The following is a 16,563-nucleotide window of genomic DNA, read 5'->3' on the forward strand; positions in this document are numbered from 1 at the left end:
CGCGCCCCACGCGCCGACGTCAAGAGCCCCCCACCCGCGCGCAAGTGCGCGCGACCTCTCCCCGGTGGGGAGAGGTAAACGGCGCCAGCGTCAGCTTCCATACCTCGCCGCAACCGGCCAAACCTCCACCCCATTATTATGCCCGACCACCTGATAACTCCCATGCAGGTTCACCGTGGGATCGCAATGCGTCGCGATCAGCAGCACGCGGCTGCCGAGCTTCGGCGGTTCGCTGCCCGCGGGCAGCGTGATCATGCCGTGCTCGTCGCCGCCGAACCGATAGGTCGATCCTTCAGGCACGCCGAGCATCAATGACGGCACCGGGCCGTTAAACGCCATCGCCTTGACGCCTGCATCGACGGTGAATTCGCCGGCGCGATTTACCGACGTCACCGTGGCCAGCACGAACAGGCTCGGTTCGAAGGGAAGTGCGCCACCGGCCTCGCCTTGCAGGCGGCCATAATCGGCATCCATAAAGAGGTAGGAACCGACCTGCAACTCGGTGAAGGTGCCCGCAATGTCGAAGGCGCAGGCGCCGGTGCCGCTGCCGGTGACGATCGGGGCCTTGATGCCCGCTTCACCCAGCACACGCAGGTGATCATCGAGAATGCCGCGCACGGTCGCCGCGCCCGCCTTCCGCTCCTCATAATCGATCATGTGCTGGACGTGGCCCGCAAAGCCCTGAAGGCCGCCGAACGTCATGCCGGGCGTTGTTTCAATCAGTTGAGCCAGCGCGAGCGTCGCAGCGGGATGAACGATACCGGTGCGGCGCTGGCCGACATCGATATCGATCAGCACCTGGAGCACGCGGCTGCCCGTATCGAGCAGCGTCTGCAGAACGTTGATCTGATCAGCATGATCAACGACCAATGAAATGTCAGTCGTATCCGCCAGCGCAGCGATGCGGGCGAGTTTGACGCGATCGGCCACCGGCGTGGTCAACAGCAAGCCGGGAATGCCGGCCTCGGCCATCGCCTCCATCTCCGCCACGGTGGCGCAGGAGATGCCGATCGCGCCTGCCTCGATCTGCAACTGTGCAATGCGCGGCGACTTGTGGGTCTTTGCATGCGGACGCAGCGCGATGTTGCTGGCTTTCGCAAAATCCGCCATGGCAACAATGTTGCGCTGAAGCGCCATGCCATCGACCACCAGCGCCGGGGTCGCGATGTCTTGCAAGGCCGGCAGGTTCGGATCGAGGGCGGTCATGCGCGGGCGAACTCCAAGGGGATCAGCGACGGTAATAATGTCTAGCAATGCCCAGCGTTGAGATGAAGACGCACCAAAGTCGCGACCGTCACGCGGAAATGGCTTTGCGTGCAAGCTAGGCTGGAAATCAATCAGAGAAATTATTGCTATGGAACGTGCCAATGCCGCAACAATTATCCTTCAGACGCGGATTTGCGCATGACTTCCTCCAAGTTTCTGCCGTAGCTTGCGTGGAACCCGGCCATTCCGCTATGCGCAGGCAGACGCAGGAGAATTTGGACATATGACCCGCCTTGAAATGACCCGCCGCGCCGCGCTGCTGACTTCGGCCGCCATCGCAGCCAATGTCGCCAATCCGTTTCGCGCCTTCGCGCAGGAGACGCCGCGCAAGGGCGGCGTGTTCAATGTCCATTACGGTGCAGAACAGCGCCAGCTCAACCCGAGCCTGCAAGCCTCCACCGGCGTCTACATCATCGGCGGCAAGATCCAGGAAGCCCTCGTCGATCTCGACGAGAAGGGCCAGCCGGTCGGCGTGCTGGCCGAGAGCTGGGAGTCGTCGGCGGACGGCAAGACCATCACCTTCAAGCTGCGCAAGGGCGTGACCTGGCACGATGGCAAGCCGTTCACCTCGGCCGACGTCGCCTTCACCGCCATGAATATGTGGAAGAAGATCCTGAATTACGGATCGACGCTGCAGCTGTTCCTCACCGCGGTGGATACGCCGGATGCGCACACCGCCGTGTTCAAATATGAGCGCCCGATGCCGCTCGGCCTGCTGCTGCGCGCGCTGCCGGATCTCGGCTACATCTCGGCCAAGCACATCTATGAAGGCTCAAGCGACATCCGCGCCAATCCGGCCAATCTCGCGCCGGTCGGCACCGGCCCGTTCAAGTTCAAACAATATGAGCGTGGCCAGTACATCATCGCCGAGCGTAACGAGAACTACTGGCGCCCGAACCTGCCCTATCTCGACCGCATCGTCTGGAAGGTCGTCACCGACCGCGCCGCCGCGGCCGCGCAGATGGAAGCCGGCGACATCCAGTATTCGCCGTTCTCGGGCCTGACCATTTCCGACATGGCCCGCCTCGGCAAGGACAAGCGCTTCGTCGTCTCCACCAAGGGCAATGAAGGCAACGCGCGCACCAACACCATCGAGTTCAACTTCCGCCGCAAGGAGCTGGCGGATATCCGCGTCCGCCGCGCCATCGCGCATGCGATCAATGTGCCATTCTTCATCGAGAATTTCCTTGGCGACTTCGCCAAACCCGGCAGCGGCCCGATCCCCTCAGTTTCCACCGACTTCTTCCCCGGCCCGAACACGCCGCAATATCCATTCGACAAGAAGAAGGCCGCGGCCCTGCTGGACGAAGCCGGCTTCAAGCCCGGCGCCGGCGGCACCCGTTTCTCGCTGCGCCTGCTCCCCGCCCCCTGGGGTGAAGACATCTCGCTCTGGGCAACCTTCATCCAGCAGTCGCTGAAGGAAGTCGGCATTCCCGTCGAGATCGTGCGCAATGACGGCGGCGGCTTCCTCAAGGGCGTCTATGCCGACCACGCCTTCGATCTCGCCACCGGCTGGCACCAATATCGCAACGATCCCGCGGTCTCCACCACCGTGTGGTATCGCTCCGGCCAGCCCGTCGGCGCGCCCTGGACCAATCAGTGGGACTGGAAGAACGACCAGATCGACAAGGTGATCGACGACGCCGCCACCGAAATCGATCCAGTGAAGCGCAAGGCGCTCTATGCGGAGTTCGTGAAGGAAGCCAATACCGAATTGCCGGTCTGGATGCCGATCGAGCAGATCTTCGTCACCGTGATCACCGCCAAGGCCCGTAACCATTCCAACAATCCGCGTTGGGGCTCGTCGAGCTGGCACGATCTTTGGCTTTCGGCCTGACGCAAAACGCGACACAATAGCGGTATGCGCATCCTATCACTCGCGGGGCGGCGGCTCGCCGCCTCGATCCCGACGCTCTTTCTGATCCTGATCGGCGTGTTCCTGCTGCTGCAACTGGCACCGGGCGACACCGTCGATGCCATGATGGCGCAGATGGGCGGCGGCGATGCCAATACCGCACGCGAATTGCGCAAATTCTACGGGCTCGATCTCTCGGTGCCGGTGCAGCTCGGCAACTATCTCTGGCGGCTCGCGCAGTTCGATCTCGGCTTCTCCTCGATCTATGGCAAGCCCGTCGCCACCGTGATTTTCGAGCGCTTGCCGGCGACGCTGCTGTTGATGACGGCGTCGCTGTCCTTCGCGTTCTTCTTCGGCCTCGTGCTCGGCGTCATCGCCGCACGCGGCGTCAATCGCTGGCCGGATACGCTGATCTCGACGCTGGGCCTGATCTTCTATGCCACGCCGTCCTTCTGGTTCGGCCTGATGGCCATCGTGGTGTTCTCGATCTATCTGCAATGGCTGCCAGCCGGCGGCTTCGAGAATATCGGCGCGGTGCAGACGGGCTTGGAGCGCACGCTCGACATCGCCGCGCATCTGGTGCTGCCGACACTGACGCTGGCACTGATCTTTCTCGCCATTTATCTCCGCATCATGCGCGCATCCATGCTGGAAGTGCTCAACCTCGATTATGTGCGCACCGCGCGCGCCAAAGGGCTCGACGAGACCCGCATTGTCGCCAAGCATGTGCTGCGCAATGCGCTGCTGCCGATGGTGACGCTGATCGGCCTGCAGGCAGGCACCATGCTCGGCGGCTCCGTGGTGGTGGAGAGCGTGTTCTCGCTGCCGGGCCTCGGCCGGCTCGCTTATGAATCGGTGATCCAGCGCGACCTCAACACGCTGCTCGGCATCGTCTTCGTCTCAGCGCTGCTGGTGATTTTCGTGAACTTCCTGGTCGATCTCCTCTATGCCCGGCTTGATCCGCGCATCCAGGCGGAGGGCTGAGCATGGACGCAGTCAAACGCTATTTCCGCAGCCCCTCCGCCATCGTCGGCCTGTTCCTGCTCTTGATCGTAGTCGCCATGGCGGCGAGCGCCGGCTGGCTCTATCCGAACGATCCGCTGTCGCTCGCCGGCCGGCCGCTGGTGTGGCCGTTCGCCAATCCACGTTTTCCGCTCGGCACCGATAATTCCGGCCGCGACATCGCGGCGCAGATCTTTTATGGCGCACGCATCTCGCTCCTGATCGGCGGCGTCGCAACCTTGATCGCCGTTGTCATCGGCGTGTTGATCGGCGCCTTTGCCGGCTTCTATGGCGGCAAGGTCGACACGATCCTGATGCGCATCACCGAAGCGTTCCAGACGCTGCCGAATTTCGTGCTGCTCTTGGTGCTGGTCGCAGTGTTCGGCTCGACGCTCACCACCGTCACCATCGCGGTCGGCATCGTGTCGTGGCCGGCGCCGGCGCGGCTGACGCGTGCCGAATTCATGTCGCTGCGCAGCCGCGAATTCGTGCAGGCCGGGCGCACGCTGGGCATGAAGGACATCCAGCTCATTCTCGGCGAGATACTGCCCAATGCGCTGCCGCCCGTGATCGTCTATGCGAGCGTGGTGATGGCCGTCTCGATCCTGCTGGAAAGCGCCCTCGCCTTCCTGCGGCTGTCCGATCCCAATGTCGCGTCCTGGGGCAACCTGATCGGCCTCGGCCGCGACGTGCTGCGCGTGCAGTGGTATGTCTCCGCGATCCCCGGCATCGCCATCCTGCTCACGGTGCTCGCCGTCTCGCTGGTCGGCCAGGGCCTTAATGATGCGCTCAATCCGAGACTGAAGAGCCGATGAGCGACACCATCCTCACCGTCGACGACCTCAGCGTGAAGCTGCCGAAAGGCGCGGATCGCACCCACGCGCTGGGCGGCGTGTCGCTGTCCATCGCGGCCGACGAGATCGTCTGCGTGGTCGGCGAGTCCGGCTCCGGCAAATCGGTGATGGCCAATGCCGTGATGCGGCTGCTGCCGCCGGAAGTTGCCATCGATGGCGGCCGCGTGCTGTTCGAAGGGAAAGACCTCGCCAGCGCCAGCAATGCCGAGATGCGCAAGGTGCGCGGCGCCGGCGTCGCCATGATCTTCCAGGAGCCGATGACGGCGCTCAATCCGCTGCGCACCATCGGCGACCAGATCGGCGAGATGTTCGAGATCCACACCGAGCTCTCGAAGAAGGACATCAAGGCGCGCGTGCTGGCGCTGCTGGGCGATGTCCGCATTCCCGATCCCGCCCAGGCGGCGCGCGCCTATCCGCACGAACTCTCCGGCGGCCAGCGCCAGCGTGCGATGATCGCCATGGCGCTCGCGCTCGATCCGCGGCTACTCATTGCCGACGAGCCGACGACAGCGCTGGATGTGACGACGCAGGCGCAGATTCTAAAGCTCATTCGCGAGCTACAGAGCCGTCGCAAGACGGCGGTGCTGTTCATCACCCATGACTTTGGCGTGGTGGCCGAGATCGCGCACCGCGTGGTGGTGATGCAGCATGGCAAGGTGGTGGAGCAAGGCCCCGTGCAGGATGTGCTGCACAATCCGCAGCATCCCTATACGCAGCAACTCATCGCCGCCGTGCCGCCGCTGGCCGCGCCGCCACCGCGGAAGTTGAACGACGAAAACATCCTCACGCTGGAGAATGTGTCGAAGACCTATCGCAATGGCGGTTTTCTCGGCCGCGGCGCGCGCGTGACGCATGCGGTGAAGTCGGTCTCGCTCAATCTACCGCGCGGTGCGACGCTGGGCATTGTCGGTGAATCCGGTTCGGGAAAATCGACGCTGGCGCGCTGCATCATCCGGCTGATCGATCCCGATGATGGATCGATCGTGCTGGAAGGTAAGGATTGGGCAAAACTCTCGCGCGACGAAGTGCGTCGGGAAACAAGACACATCCAGATGGTGTTCCAGGACCCCTATGCCTCGCTCAATCCACGCCGCAAGGCGGGCGATCTGGTGGCGCAGGGGCCGATCGTGCATGGCGTGCCGCGCGCGCAGGCGTGGGCCGAGGCGAAAGAGCTGTTTCGTCTGGTCGGGCTCGATCCCTCCGCGATGGACCGCCTGCCGCATGAATTTTCCGGCGGCCAGCGTCAGCGTATCGGGCTGGCCCGTGCGCTGGCATTGAAGCCGGACGTGCTGGTGGCGGATGAAGCGGTGTCGGCGCTGGATGTGTCGGTGCAGGCACAGGTGCTGAAGATGCTGCACGACCTGCGCGAGCGGCTCGGGCTGTCGATCGTGTTCATCACCCATGATCTGCGGGTGGCGGCACAGATCTGCGATCTCGTCGCCGTGATGAAGGACGGCGAAGTGGTGGAGCACGGGTTGGCCGGCGAGGTGTTCGGCAGACCGCAGCATCCGTATACGCAGGCGCTGCTGGCTTCGATTCCGGGTGGGGATTTTACGAGGAAGAAAGAGCCGTTGACGGTGTAACTCAGTCCCTCATGGTGAGGAGGCGCGTAGCGCCGTCTCGAACCATGAGATGGCCTGGCTCCAGAGTGTGCGGCCATCCTTCGAGACGCGCGCTTTGCGCGCTCCTCGGGATGAGGGATGGCGCGTGTGGCGCGTGCGTTACGCCATCTCTTTCTTATCCCGCCGCCGATACACCAGCAGCATGAACGGCGCCAACAGCCGCATCAGACCATGCGCCGCGATCGGCACCGGCTCCGAGAACGGCAGCGCCAGTTCCTCATCCGGTACGCCACGCACCGCCTTCGAAAACTCATTTCCGAGCGCAATCGACAGCGCCACCGCGCGGCCGTTGCAGCCGGTCCAGCCGAACGCATTCGGGCCGAGCTTGTGCATGCGCGGCAGGAAATCCGTGGTCATGCCGACATAGCCGTTCCAGACATAGTCGAACTTGACCTCACCGATCTCCGGCCACAGCCGCTGCAGGCGGGCGCCGACCATCTCTTTCAGGCGACCGGTCTTGTCGCCGAAGCCGATCACATTGCCGCCAGTGACGAGGCGGTTACGCGCGTCGTAGCGCATGAAATAGAGCTCGCCATGGGTGTCCGACACCGCCTGACGGCCGGGGATGATCGTCTGGCGTGCTTGCTCCGACAGCGGCTGCGTCGCCATCTGCCAGGACAGCACGGGCATCACCTCGCTGGCGATGCCCGGCGAGAGCTGTTTCGAGAACTCACCCGTATAAGCATTGCTCGCCACCACCAGCGCACGCGCGCTGATCTGGCCCTGCGCCGTCTTGACGATCCAGCGATCGCCCTGCCGCGCAAAACTCTCCACCGGCGAGCGCGCAAAAATGCGACCGCCCCGCTCCAGCACCACGCGGGCGAGGCCGCGGGCCAGCGCCAGCGGATTGATGTGGCCACCGGTCCTGTTCCAGAAGCCGCCATGCCAGGCGGAGGAGCCAAGCAGTTTGCGCATCTCGTCCGAGGAGAGCAGCTCCACCGGCGCGCCGTGCTTCGACCATTGCCGCACGCGGCGTTCGGCGATCTTGATGCGGCCCGGCGAATGCACCGGCTGGATCCAGCCGCTCTGCTCGCCTTCGGCCTGGATCTGATAGCGGCGGACCAGATCGAACAGGATCGAGGCGCTGTCGCGGATGATGCCGACGAGGCGCTCGCCGGCGGCGCCATAGCGCTTGATGATGTCCTCGGGATCGGGCCGCGATAGCGTCGGGATCACCTGGCCATTGTTGCGGCCGGAGGCACCCCAGCCGGGCTCGACGGCTTCCACCACCGCGACATCGATGCCCTGCTCGCGCAGATGCAGCGCCGTGGAGAGGCCGGTGAAGCCGGCGCCGATGACAACCACATCGGCCTCGACGCTGCCCTTCAGTTCCGGCAGAGCAGGCCCGGCAGGCGTGACGGCGGCCCAGAGCGATTTTGGCCAGGGCGCATTTGCGGTTTCCATCGTCAGCCTTTCAAATCTCAACTTGCACGGCAAAATCATAGCGAAACGCAGGGCAGATCACTTGATCCACTGCCTTGCAGCGGTTCCGCATTCTGCATAGTTTACGCGCCCAATCCAATGCAAGGTGGCTCGCGTGACCCTGAAGAACATCATCGGAATCGACCATGCCGTGGTCTCCGTCAAAGACCTCGATGCCGCAGCCGGCATCTGGAAAAATCTCGGCTTCACGCTGTCGCCGCGCGGCACCCACAGCGCCAAGATGGGCTCGGGCAACTACACGATCATGCTCGATCCCGATTATGTGGAATTGCTCGGCGTGATCTCCGAGACCGAGCACAATGCGCCGATGCGCAAGTTTCTCGCCGAGCGCGGCGAAGGCATCGAGCGCGTTGCATTTACTGCGGTCGATTCAGCCGCCGGCGCCGAAGAGATCACCGCACGTGGCTACCAGGCCCTCGGCCCCACCGATTTCGAGCGCCCGGTGACGCTGCCGGATGGCACCGTGAGCGCCGCGAAGTTTCGTGTGTTTCACTGGCCGATCGCGGAAGCACCCGGCGGACTGCGCATCTTCGCCTGCCAGCACAAGACGCGCGAGACGGTGTGGATTCCGGAGCTGATGCAGCATGCCAACACCGCCAAGCGGATGAAGCAGGTGCTGATCGTGACGACGGAGCCGGCGAAGGACGCCGCGCATATGGCCAAGCTGATCGACGGCACGACGCGCAACGAGAGCGACGGTGCCGTGGCCGTGCCCCCGGGCGGCGATCGGGCGGATTTCGTGTTCCTGACGAAGGACGTGCTGGCGAAGCGTTTTCCGGGCACGTCGCTGGACGGCGCGCCGGAGCGTGGCGGCGTGGCGCTGGTGTTTATCGCGGGCGATCTGGCGGCTGCGGAAAAGGCCGTGGGCGCGCATGGTGCGAAGACGGATGTTGGCGTGGTCGTACCGCCGGCCAATGCGAATGGGACGCTGCTGGCTTTTGTGAAAGGCTGAGTTTCTAACCTCTCCCCGCTTGCGGGGAGAGGTCGACGTCCGCATGCGAAGCATGAGGGCGTCGGGTGAGGGGGAGCCTCCACGGGCTCCGAGCTTGCTGAGAGTCCCCTCACCCGACCGCGCTGCGCGCGGCCACCCTCTCCCCGCAAGCGGGGCGAGGGAATTACGCCGCTACTTCTTCTCCCCCAGATCCCAGAACAGCCCCGCCATGATGCGCAGTGCCTCGGCCGTCACCGGCTTGAGGATGTGCTCATCAGGCGCGTGCTGCGAGCAGCCGGGATAGGAATGCGGCACCCACACGGTGGGCAGCCCGAGAATATCCGTGAACACGTCATTGGGCAGCGAGCCGCCGAAATTCGGCAGCATGGCGGGCGCCTTGCCCGTTGTCTGGCGCACGGACTCCACTGCCCAGCCGACCCAGGGATTGTCGATATCCGTGCGCGAGGCGTTGAAGAACTGCGACTGGCTCACCTTGATGTCGCCATAGCCGGTGGCTGCGAGATGTTTCTCGATGGCCGGAACGACATTCTCGATGTCGGTGCCGACGACGAAACGGAGCTGCAGCACCGCATGCGCCTCGCCGGGAATCGCATTGGCGGGATTGCCGACATTGCCGGCATTGATGGCCAGCACTTCCAGCGTATTCCACGCATAAAGCCGCTCGGCAGGCGTCAGCCCCTCCTCGCCCCATCCTTCCGACAGCGATGGCTCATCCGGCGTCGGCGACACCACCACATCGGCGAGCGCCGCGCGGATCTGGTTGCTGATGCGCGGCGGCTTCAGCGCATCGAGCAGGATGCGGCCGTCGCGATCGACCAGCGTTGATATGGCCGATGCAAGGATTGTCGCGGGATTGGCGAGCAAACCACCCCAATTGCCGGAGTGATGCGCGCCATCACGCAGCTTGAGATCGAGATGGATGCGGCGACCACCGCGGCAGCCGAGAAAGATCGTCGGCCGCTCCGCCGACAGCCGCGGACCATCCGATGCTATGAAGACATCCGCCTTCAATTCGTCGCGCAGGCTCTCGCACACTTTTGGCAGATCGGGCGAGCCGATCTCCTCGCCCATCTCGATGATGAACTTCACATTGAATCCAAGCCTGCCACCGCGTGTCTCGTGCACGGCGCGAAGGGCTGCGATATTAATGGCGTGCTGGCCCTTGTTGTCGGCGGTGCCGCGGCCATAGACGCGGTCGCCGACCGTCGTGCAGCGCCAGGGATCGAGCCCGTCGCGCCACTCGCCTTCCATGCCGGGCACGACATCGCCATGGCCATACATCAGCACCGTCGGCAGGTCGTCGCTCTCGTGATAGGTCGCGAGCAGGTTCGGCCCGCGGCCCGATGGCGAGGGTACGATCTTCGTTGCAAAACCAAGCGCCGTGAACTGCGGCACCAGCTCATTGTCGAGATAGGCCTGCAGCTCCGCGCCGCGTTTGTCGCTCTGGCTCTCGGTCTTGTAGCCGATCATGCGATCGAGCACAGCGAGAAATTCACCGGACTCGAATTGCGCGTCGATCCGCGCGATGGCTTGTTCGCGGGACATCAGAGCGTCGCGAACACGGCATCGGCCTCGGTAAGGAGGCGATCGGCATGCGCCGCGGTGAACACCAGCGGCGGACGGATTTTTAGCGTGTTGGCGGCTGCGCCCGTGGCCGAGATCAGCACGCGGCGCGCGCGCAGGCCGTTGACCACGGCGGCAGCCGCGGCTGCGTCCGGCTCCTTGCTGGTGCGGTCCTTGACCATTTCCACGCCGACATAGAGGCCGGAGCCACGGACGTCGCCGATGCCCTGATACTTCTTCGCCAGTGCTTCAAAACCCTCGCGCAGGATCTTGCCGACCTTCAGCGAATTATCGAGCAGCTTTTCGTCCTGGATGACATTGAGCACCGCCTGCGCCGCGGCCATCGCGACGGTGTTGCCGCCGAATGTGTTGAAGTAACGGTTGTCGCGACCGAATTTCTCGACGATCTCCGGCAACATCACCGCAGCCGCGACGGGATAGCCATTGCCCATTGGCTTGCCCATGGTGACGATGTCCGGCGTGATGCCGTGGCGCTGGTAGCCCCACAATTTCTCACCGCTGCGGCCGAAACCGGACTGCACTTCGTCAGCGATATAGATGCCGCCCGCCTTATGGATCACATCGACAACCGGCTGCAGCAGATTGGTCGGATGCGAGAAGATGCCGTCCGACGAGAACATGGAGTCAGCGATGAAGCAGGCGACGCCCGCACCGCGGCGCTGCAGATCGACGATCTGTTCGGAGACCTTTTCGGCCATCCACTTCCCCATGTTTTCCGGCGCGATGCGATAGCTGTCCGGCGCCGGCACACGGCGTACGAATGTGCCGAGCGGCGAATACGGGCCCAGCGACGGCGAGAAGCCGGCGGTCAGCTCGGAATTGCCGTGATAGGCCTCATCAGTGATGATGATGCCCTGATTGCCGGTGTGATGCTTGGCCATGCGCACGGCGAGATCATTGGCTTCGGAGCCGGTGCAGGTGAACATCGCGTGGCGCGCCGGGCCGTCGAAGGTCGCGAGCAGCTGCTCGGCGTAATCGAGAATGCCCTTCTGAATGTAGCGCGTATGGGTGCAGATGGTCTGCGCCTGTTTGGTGATGGCCTCGACCACGCGCGGATGGCAATGGCCGATGGAGACGACATTGTTATAGGCGTCGAGATATTCGTTGCCCTCTGAGTCATAGAGCAGCACGCCGTTGGCGCGCGCGACTTCCACCGGGTCCTTGTAGAACAGGCGATAGGCCGGACCGAGCAGAGCGATACGGCGCTCGACGAGCTTGCGGCTTTCCGGGGAGAGGTTCGATGCGTTGGCGGGATCGAAACCGTTGACCATCTTGCCGCGTGGGGCTGATGTCACTGACATGGTGATGCTCCTGTGATGCGTTCGTATGGGTTAGCGCGCGAGGTCGATCAGCTGCGTGCCTAGATCGTCCATCGAGCGATTGAGGAACCAGTCGATCTGGCCCCAAGTCATGTGATTGTTGCGGAGAACATAGTCGGCCACCGACGGCACACGGTTGGCCATGGCGGTGGAGAGCAGGATGCGGGTGGTGAGGCGCGACATGATCAACGCCGGGATCAGCGCGAGTTCTTCTTCCGTGAGATCGGCGATGCGCAGATAGCCGCGCAGAAGATCACGGCCGTGCGCAAAAATCTCGCCCTCCATTTTCTCCGGCAGCTGGTTGAGCAGCGCGGTGGAGGCGTCGATGGCGATAGCCGTGCGTACGGTGTCGCCGAAATCGATGATGCCGCTGATGAAGGTCGGCAGCTTGGGATCGGCAACGATGTTGGAGCGGGTAAAATCGTTATGCAACACCTGCTGGCGGCAAAGCTGCAGGCGTGGCGCTAGGGAGGCGAAGCGTTCGAGCACCGTTTCGAGCTTGGCGCGCCATGCGGCGTCAGTGATCTCCGGCAACAGAGGTGCCAAGGTCAGCAGGTTTTTGACGTCCCACGGCACAATGCGGGTTTCGGTGGGATGGCTGAAATCGGCGAGCGCCAGACGCAACGTCGCCAGCAGCCGGCCGATTTCCTCGCGGCCCTGCACGTCAACAACGACTTCGCTGAGCGGCTGCCCTTCGACGAAGGACATCAGCCTGACCTGACGGCGCTGGCCGGCGCGATCGTGATAGGCGAAATGACCCTCGCCGGCCTTGTTCGGGACGACGCGCGGGATCGGCAGCGCCGGCGCACGCGTCGCGATGTGCTCGAGCACGCGGATCTGGAAATCAATCTCCGCGACGTCTTCGGTGGGGTTGGCGACTTTCAGGACGTAACGCGGGCCAATGGCCGGGGCGATGCGAAACGTGTCATCCTTTTCGGTGGCGAAGCGGGTGGGCTTGCCATCGATGCCGAAATGCGTGCGCGCCAGTTCGACAGCCTCGTCCTCGGTCATATTAACATACGACGCCGCGAGACCGCTCTGCATTACAACCGGAGCGGAGGTCTCGTGTTTCACTTCTCTTGATCCAATCTCGATTCGGAACCGGCAGTGGCATGCAAGCCGGTCTCAGCGAGTTTAGCAATGGCGGCGGGATTTGTCAGGAAGATCGGTATTTTCGTCCCGATTGACGGCGCGCGGGAGCCAAAAAGCGGGATCAATCGATCCGCCCATGCGTTGGCCCCCGATCAGACTGCTTGAGGGATTTTTCCGTGACCATCAATTTTGAAACGCTGTGGGCGTCACTTCTGCTCTATGGACTGAACGCGATCTATGCCGGCGCATTGCTAGCCATCGGTTTCTATCTCTCCGGTGCTGCCGATCGCATCGTCACGGGGGCGTTGTCGCATGCGCGCCGCATCGATCCGCTTGTGTCGAACTTTGTCGCCTCGCTGGCGCGCTATGCCGTATTGGCCGTGGTCGGCATCGCAGTGCTGCAGCTATTCGGCATCCAGACGGCCAGTCTTGTCGCCGTGCTGGGTGCTGCATCTCTGGCGATCGGCCTTGCGCTGCAGGGCACGCTCACCAATCTTGCGGCCGGCGTGATGCTGTTGCTGTTTCGGCCGTTCAAGATCGGCGACACCGTCGAGGTCGGCGGCAAAGCCGGCACCGTGACATCGCTATCGCTGTTCATGACCGAGTTGAAGACCGGCGAGAATGTGCAGATCCTGTTGCCGAACGGTTCGGTGTGGGGTTCTGCCATCATCAACAAGTCGACCTATCCCGGCGCCAATGCCGGCAAGGTCGAAGTGAGTTTCCCCGTGCGCGCAGGTGCTGAGGCGCAGGCCATCAGCCGCGAGCTGGTGGCTGATCTCGCTGCTGATTCTCGCGTGCAGGCGCCGCAGGCCAAAGTGTCCAAGGTGGTCAATCTTGCGGATGGCGATGGCGTGGTCGAACTCACCGTGGCCGCGACCACCGAACCCGGCGATGCCGATGCGGTAAAGAGCAAACTGCTGGAAGCGATCAACACCTATGTCGCCGCGCGGCCATCGGCGTTGCCGAAAGCTGCGACCTAGCGCGCTACTTGGTGCGGATGGCGCCGCTCGGGCCGCGCACATCTGAGAGCGGCACGCAGCTCTTCTTGCGACGCTGGTTGTTTGGCGCGCCCTGCACCTTCAGCACTTTGCCGGGTGAGCACGAGCCATTGTCGACATAGACGGTGGAATACGGATCCATTGCCAACGGCTCAAAGGACAACACCCGCTGCGCCGCCGATGGCTCCACCATCAAAAGCGTAAGGGCTGCTGCAGACAGCCCGGACCAAATCAAACGCATCACGTCTATCTCGCGTAAATAACCAGACCGGCGATGACGACCATGGCCGCCACCGCAAACAAATGGGCGCAAGCGATCGATACGGCTTCGACTGCTGGCCCGGCCTTTTGCTTTAGCCCGGATACGGGCATGCGCGACGCGGGCGGCGGCTTGGAGCGAGATATCGTCAATTGAACAGTCCCCAATGCCAGCGCGATGTCGTCCCCAATGCGCCGACAGCCACAAACTCCGCATCAAATGAGGCGACAGTGAGTCAGTGTCACGGCGTGAGACGTCCGAGCACCGACGCCTAGTTGTCTTGCGTAGCCCACACCCTGCCCGATTGCGCCACATCCGCCGCGATATCGCGACCGCAATGATCCGCTGCGCGCTGGAATTGTTCGTGGATTTCAGGCGTTACGGAGCCAGCGGCACTGTCGATCTCGCGCAGGGATATGATGGAGGTGAATTCGGCCGCGAAGCACTTACAAAACTTTTTTGAATCGTTCGAAGTCCGGTTGGGGCGCTTACGAAAATGATTCGAGCAGCTCTTTTCGAGATTCGACGCCATCTGGTCGATCTCATTGGCGAATCCGGGCGATGCGAGCGAAACTGCTAGTGCGACAATCACGCCCTTAGACCGCATCATGCTGCCCCGCGCCAAGGTTCCGATCCGCCAACTCATATGCAACTGTCATACTATACCTTGGTTTCGCGCATTTGTGACTGATTGTATCGATCAGTGTCCGAGTGGCGCCTTAAACTGGGGTGAATTGTCGCAAATGCGACGGTTGAATCCGTCATCCCCAGCAGAGATGGTCGCGCATGGGACGGATACTGGAATTGATGGCGATCATTGTGATCGGCGGCGGCAGCGCCGCACTCTTCGCCTATTCGATGGGCTCGCTTGCGATGGACGAATTTGGCCTCGGCCACCGTCAGCTCGTCTCAATTTCGCTATTGTCCGCAGGCTTTATCGCGCTGTTACTGGTTGTCGAGTTCCTCGGCACGTTCGGGACCGCCGCCGCGTCAGATGATGACGGCCCTCAACGGGATAGCTTGATGCACCAACTTACCAAGGCCGATATCGTCATTTCCGTAGGCCGAGGCCTTATCATGGCCGCCGCGATCGTCGGAGCGACCTATTATTTCGGCAGCTGGTATCTCGGCGGCGAAGGCCTGGAAGCTCTGTTCCACGGCGTCGATGATCAGATCGCCGTCTCCGTCGAGAGCGCAATCACGCCGACGACCGAAGCCACGCAATAATGTCGTCCCCGCAAAAGCGGGGACCCATAGCCTCCGAGCTTCTGGCTAAAACGATATAGCTATATCGAGCTTACACTATCTCGACAGCGTGTATGGTCCCCGCTTTCGCGGGGATATTGTGCTCAATACGCCACTGATTGCGGTCGCCCCACGCCGCTATACAGGAAGCCATTGCGGATGACTTCCTCGGGCGCATAGATGTTGCGGAGATCGACGATCACCGGACACGCCATGATCGACGCCATCTCTTTCAGATCCAGAGCACGGAACTGCTCCCATTCGGTGACGATGGTCACCGCATGGCTGCCGCGTGCGCAATCATAGGCGCTGTCGCAGAAGGTCACATTCTCGAACACCTTCTTGGCCTGCTCCATGCCGACGGGATCATAGACGCGAATCTCCGCACCCATGTCCTGCAAGGCCGTGATCAGCGGGATCGACGGCGCATCGCGCATGTCGTCGGTATTCGGCTTGAAGGTGACGCCGAGAATGGCAATCGTCTTGCCGCGCAGATTGCCGCCGAAGGCGTGTGCCACCTTGCGGGCCATCGCGCGCTTGCGCTGGTCGTTGACGGCGACGACAGTCTCCACGATGCGCAGCGGTGCTTCGTGATCCTGGCCGGTCTTGATCAGCGCCAGCGTATCCTTCGGGAAACACGAGCCGCCATAGCCGGGGCCTGCATGCAGGAACTTTGCGCCGATGCGGTTGTCGAGGCCGATGCCGCGCGCGACTTCCTGCACATTGGCACCCACCTTCTCGGCGAGATCGGCGATCTCGTTGATGAAGGCGACCTTGGTGGCGAGGAAGGAGTTTGCGGCATATTTGGTGAGTTCGGCCGTGCGACGATCCGTGTAGAGAATCGGCGATGTGTTGAGATGCAGCGGACGATAGACCTCGGCCATCACCTGTTTGGCGCGTGCATCGCTCGATCCGATCACGATCCGGTCTGGATGCTTGAAGTCACGGATCGCCGCACCTTCGCGCAAAAATTCCGGATTGGAGACGACGGCGAATTCGGCGTCGGGATTTTCTTCGCGAATGATGCGCTCGACCTCATCGCCAGTGCCGACAGGCACTGTGGATTTATTCA

Annotated in this window: 16 protein-coding genes; 8 read left to right on the top strand and 8 right to left on the bottom strand. The window is 62.8% G+C overall.

Annotation, left to right across the window (positions count from 1 at the left end):
- Nucleotides 1–90 precede the first annotated feature (90 nt).
- A complete protein-coding gene (locus tag ACIQ2A_RS22055) occupies nt 91–1,206 on the bottom strand; it encodes a DSD1 family PLP-dependent enzyme (protein WP_398483392.1) in 1,116 nt (371 codons plus the stop codon).
- A 283-nt stretch (nt 1,207–1,489) separates the two neighbouring features.
- Between ACIQ2A_RS22055 and ACIQ2A_RS22060 the strand changes: the two genes are divergently transcribed.
- From ACIQ2A_RS22060 to ACIQ2A_RS22075, 4 genes are read left to right on the top strand one after another with little or no spacing between them, the layout of a single operon-like run.
- The gene (locus tag ACIQ2A_RS22060; protein ID WP_398483394.1) at nt 1,490–3,103 is read left to right on the top strand and encodes an ABC transporter substrate-binding protein; all 1,614 of its coding nucleotides are present in this window, start codon (nt 1,490–1,492) and stop codon (nt 3,101–3,103) included.
- A gap of 24 nt (nt 3,104–3,127) precedes the next feature.
- Nucleotides 3,128–4,105: an ABC transporter permease gene (locus ACIQ2A_RS22065; RefSeq protein WP_398483396.1), complete on the top strand. Its 978-nt coding sequence runs from the start codon at nt 3,128–3,130 to the stop codon at nt 4,103–4,105.
- A 2-nt stretch (nt 4,106–4,107) separates the two neighbouring features.
- The gene (locus ACIQ2A_RS22070; protein ID WP_398483398.1) at nt 4,108–4,938 is read left to right on the top strand and encodes an ABC transporter permease; all 831 of its coding nucleotides are present in this window, start codon (nt 4,108–4,110) and stop codon (nt 4,936–4,938) included.
- Nucleotides 4,935–6,560, top strand: coding sequence for an ABC transporter ATP-binding protein (locus ACIQ2A_RS22075; RefSeq protein WP_398483400.1), 1,626 nt, complete (start codon nt 4,935–4,937; stop codon nt 6,558–6,560). The genes ACIQ2A_RS22070 and ACIQ2A_RS22075 overlap by 4 nt, the downstream gene beginning before the upstream one ends.
- Before the next feature lie 138 nt (nt 6,561–6,698).
- Here ACIQ2A_RS22075 and ACIQ2A_RS22080 read toward each other — a convergent pair whose 3' ends face one another.
- The gene (locus tag ACIQ2A_RS22080; RefSeq protein ID WP_398483402.1) at nt 6,699–8,003 is read right to left on the bottom strand and encodes an NAD(P)/FAD-dependent oxidoreductase; all 1,305 of its coding nucleotides are present in this window, start codon (nt 8,001–8,003) and stop codon (nt 6,699–6,701) included.
- A gap of 133 nt (nt 8,004–8,136) precedes the next feature.
- Between ACIQ2A_RS22080 and ACIQ2A_RS22085 the strand changes: the two genes are divergently transcribed.
- Nucleotides 8,137–8,994, top strand: a complete 858-nt coding sequence (locus ACIQ2A_RS22085; protein WP_398483404.1) for a VOC family protein — start codon at nt 8,137–8,139, stop codon at nt 8,992–8,994.
- A gap of 171 nt (nt 8,995–9,165) precedes the next feature.
- Here the strand turns inward: ACIQ2A_RS22085 and ACIQ2A_RS22090 are convergent, their stop codons facing one another.
- The 3 genes from ACIQ2A_RS22090 to ACIQ2A_RS22100 are packed head-to-tail and all read right to left on the bottom strand — an operon-like array spanning nt 9,166 to nt 12,908.
- Nucleotides 9,166–10,539 carry a M20 family metallopeptidase gene (locus ACIQ2A_RS22090; protein ID WP_398483406.1) on the bottom strand — a complete coding sequence of 458 codons (1,374 nt, stop codon included), beginning with the start codon at nt 10,537–10,539 and terminating at the stop codon, nt 9,166–9,168.
- A complete protein-coding gene (locus tag ACIQ2A_RS22095; RefSeq protein WP_398483421.1) occupies nt 10,539–11,885 on the bottom strand; it encodes an aspartate aminotransferase family protein in 1,347 nt (448 codons plus the stop codon). The genes ACIQ2A_RS22090 and ACIQ2A_RS22095 overlap by 1 nt, the downstream gene beginning before the upstream one ends.
- A gap of 24 nt (nt 11,886–11,909) precedes the next feature.
- Nucleotides 11,910–12,908 (bottom strand): phosphotransferase, encoded by a 999-nt coding sequence (locus tag ACIQ2A_RS22100; RefSeq protein ID WP_398483408.1) that lies wholly within the window; start codon nt 12,906–12,908, stop codon nt 11,910–11,912.
- Nucleotides 12,909–13,165: 257 nt separating this feature from the next.
- Between ACIQ2A_RS22100 and ACIQ2A_RS22105 the strand changes: the two genes are divergently transcribed.
- Entirely contained in the window at nt 13,166–13,969 is an 804-nt protein-coding gene (locus ACIQ2A_RS22105; RefSeq protein ID WP_398483410.1) for a mechanosensitive ion channel family protein, read from the top strand.
- A 4-nt stretch (nt 13,970–13,973) separates the two neighbouring features.
- Here the strand turns inward: ACIQ2A_RS22105 and ACIQ2A_RS22110 are convergent, their stop codons facing one another.
- Entirely contained in the window at nt 13,974–14,228 is a 255-nt protein-coding gene (locus ACIQ2A_RS22110; protein WP_398483423.1) for a hypothetical protein, read from the bottom strand.
- Nucleotides 14,229–14,270: 42 nt separating this feature from the next.
- On the opposite strand from ACIQ2A_RS22110, the gene ACIQ2A_RS22115 reads away from it, so the two are divergent.
- On the top strand, nt 14,271–14,402 hold the full coding sequence (locus ACIQ2A_RS22115; RefSeq protein ID WP_398483413.1) for a hypothetical protein: 132 nt from the start codon (nt 14,271–14,273) through the stop codon (nt 14,400–14,402).
- Nucleotides 14,403–14,517: 115 nt separating this feature from the next.
- Here the strand turns inward: ACIQ2A_RS22115 and ACIQ2A_RS22120 are convergent, their stop codons facing one another.
- A complete protein-coding gene (locus ACIQ2A_RS22120) occupies nt 14,518–14,892 on the bottom strand; it encodes a hypothetical protein (RefSeq protein WP_398483415.1) in 375 nt (124 codons plus the stop codon).
- A gap of 140 nt (nt 14,893–15,032) precedes the next feature.
- Between ACIQ2A_RS22120 and ACIQ2A_RS22125 the strand changes: the two genes are divergently transcribed.
- Nucleotides 15,033–15,473, top strand: a complete 441-nt coding sequence (locus ACIQ2A_RS22125; RefSeq protein WP_398483417.1) for a hypothetical protein — start codon at nt 15,033–15,035, stop codon at nt 15,471–15,473.
- Nucleotides 15,474–15,595: 122 nt separating this feature from the next.
- Here ACIQ2A_RS22125 and ACIQ2A_RS22130 read toward each other — a convergent pair.
- The coding region (locus tag ACIQ2A_RS22130) for a UDP-glucose dehydrogenase family protein (RefSeq protein ID WP_398483419.1) at nt 15,596–16,563 on the bottom strand (968 nt) is incomplete at its 5' end.

This window comes from Tardiphaga sp., assembly GCF_044336785.1.
Classification (GTDB): domain Bacteria; phylum Pseudomonadota; class Alphaproteobacteria; order Rhizobiales; family Xanthobacteraceae; genus Tardiphaga.

What these genes read in the sequence shown, in the direction of transcription:
- ACIQ2A_RS22055 (WP_398483392.1), bottom strand. Translation starts at nt 1,206, where the DNA reads ATGACCGCCCTCGATCCGAACCTGCCGGCCTTGCAAGACATCGCGACC.
- ACIQ2A_RS22060 (WP_398483394.1), top strand. Translation starts at nt 1,490, where the DNA reads ATGACCCGCCTTGAAATGACCCGCCGCGCCGCGCTGCTGACTTCGGCC.
- ACIQ2A_RS22065 (WP_398483396.1), top strand. Translation starts at nt 3,128, where the DNA reads ATGCGCATCCTATCACTCGCGGGGCGGCGGCTCGCCGCCTCGATCCCG.
- ACIQ2A_RS22070 (WP_398483398.1), top strand. Translation starts at nt 4,108, where the DNA reads ATGGACGCAGTCAAACGCTATTTCCGCAGCCCCTCCGCCATCGTCGGC.
- ACIQ2A_RS22075 (WP_398483400.1), top strand. Translation starts at nt 4,935, where the DNA reads ATGAGCGACACCATCCTCACCGTCGACGACCTCAGCGTGAAGCTGCCG.
- ACIQ2A_RS22080 (WP_398483402.1), bottom strand. Translation starts at nt 8,003, where the DNA reads ATGGAAACCGCAAATGCGCCCTGGCCAAAATCGCTCTGGGCCGCCGTC.
- ACIQ2A_RS22090 (WP_398483406.1), bottom strand. Translation starts at nt 10,539, where the DNA reads ATGTCCCGCGAACAAGCCATCGCGCGGATCGACGCGCAATTCGAGTCC.
- ACIQ2A_RS22100 (WP_398483408.1), bottom strand. Translation starts at nt 12,908, where the DNA reads ATGACCGAGGACGAGGCTGTCGAACTGGCGCGCACGCATTTCGGCATC.
- ACIQ2A_RS22110 (WP_398483423.1), bottom strand. Translation starts at nt 14,228, where the DNA reads ATGCGTTTGATTTGGTCCGGGCTGTCTGCAGCAGCCCTTACGCTTTTG.
- ACIQ2A_RS22115 (WP_398483413.1), top strand. Translation starts at nt 14,271, where the DNA reads ATGGCCGCCACCGCAAACAAATGGGCGCAAGCGATCGATACGGCTTCG.
- ACIQ2A_RS22120 (WP_398483415.1), bottom strand. Translation starts at nt 14,892, where the DNA reads ATGAGTTGGCGGATCGGAACCTTGGCGCGGGGCAGCATGATGCGGTCT.
- ACIQ2A_RS22125 (WP_398483417.1), top strand. Translation starts at nt 15,033, where the DNA reads ATGGGACGGATACTGGAATTGATGGCGATCATTGTGATCGGCGGCGGC.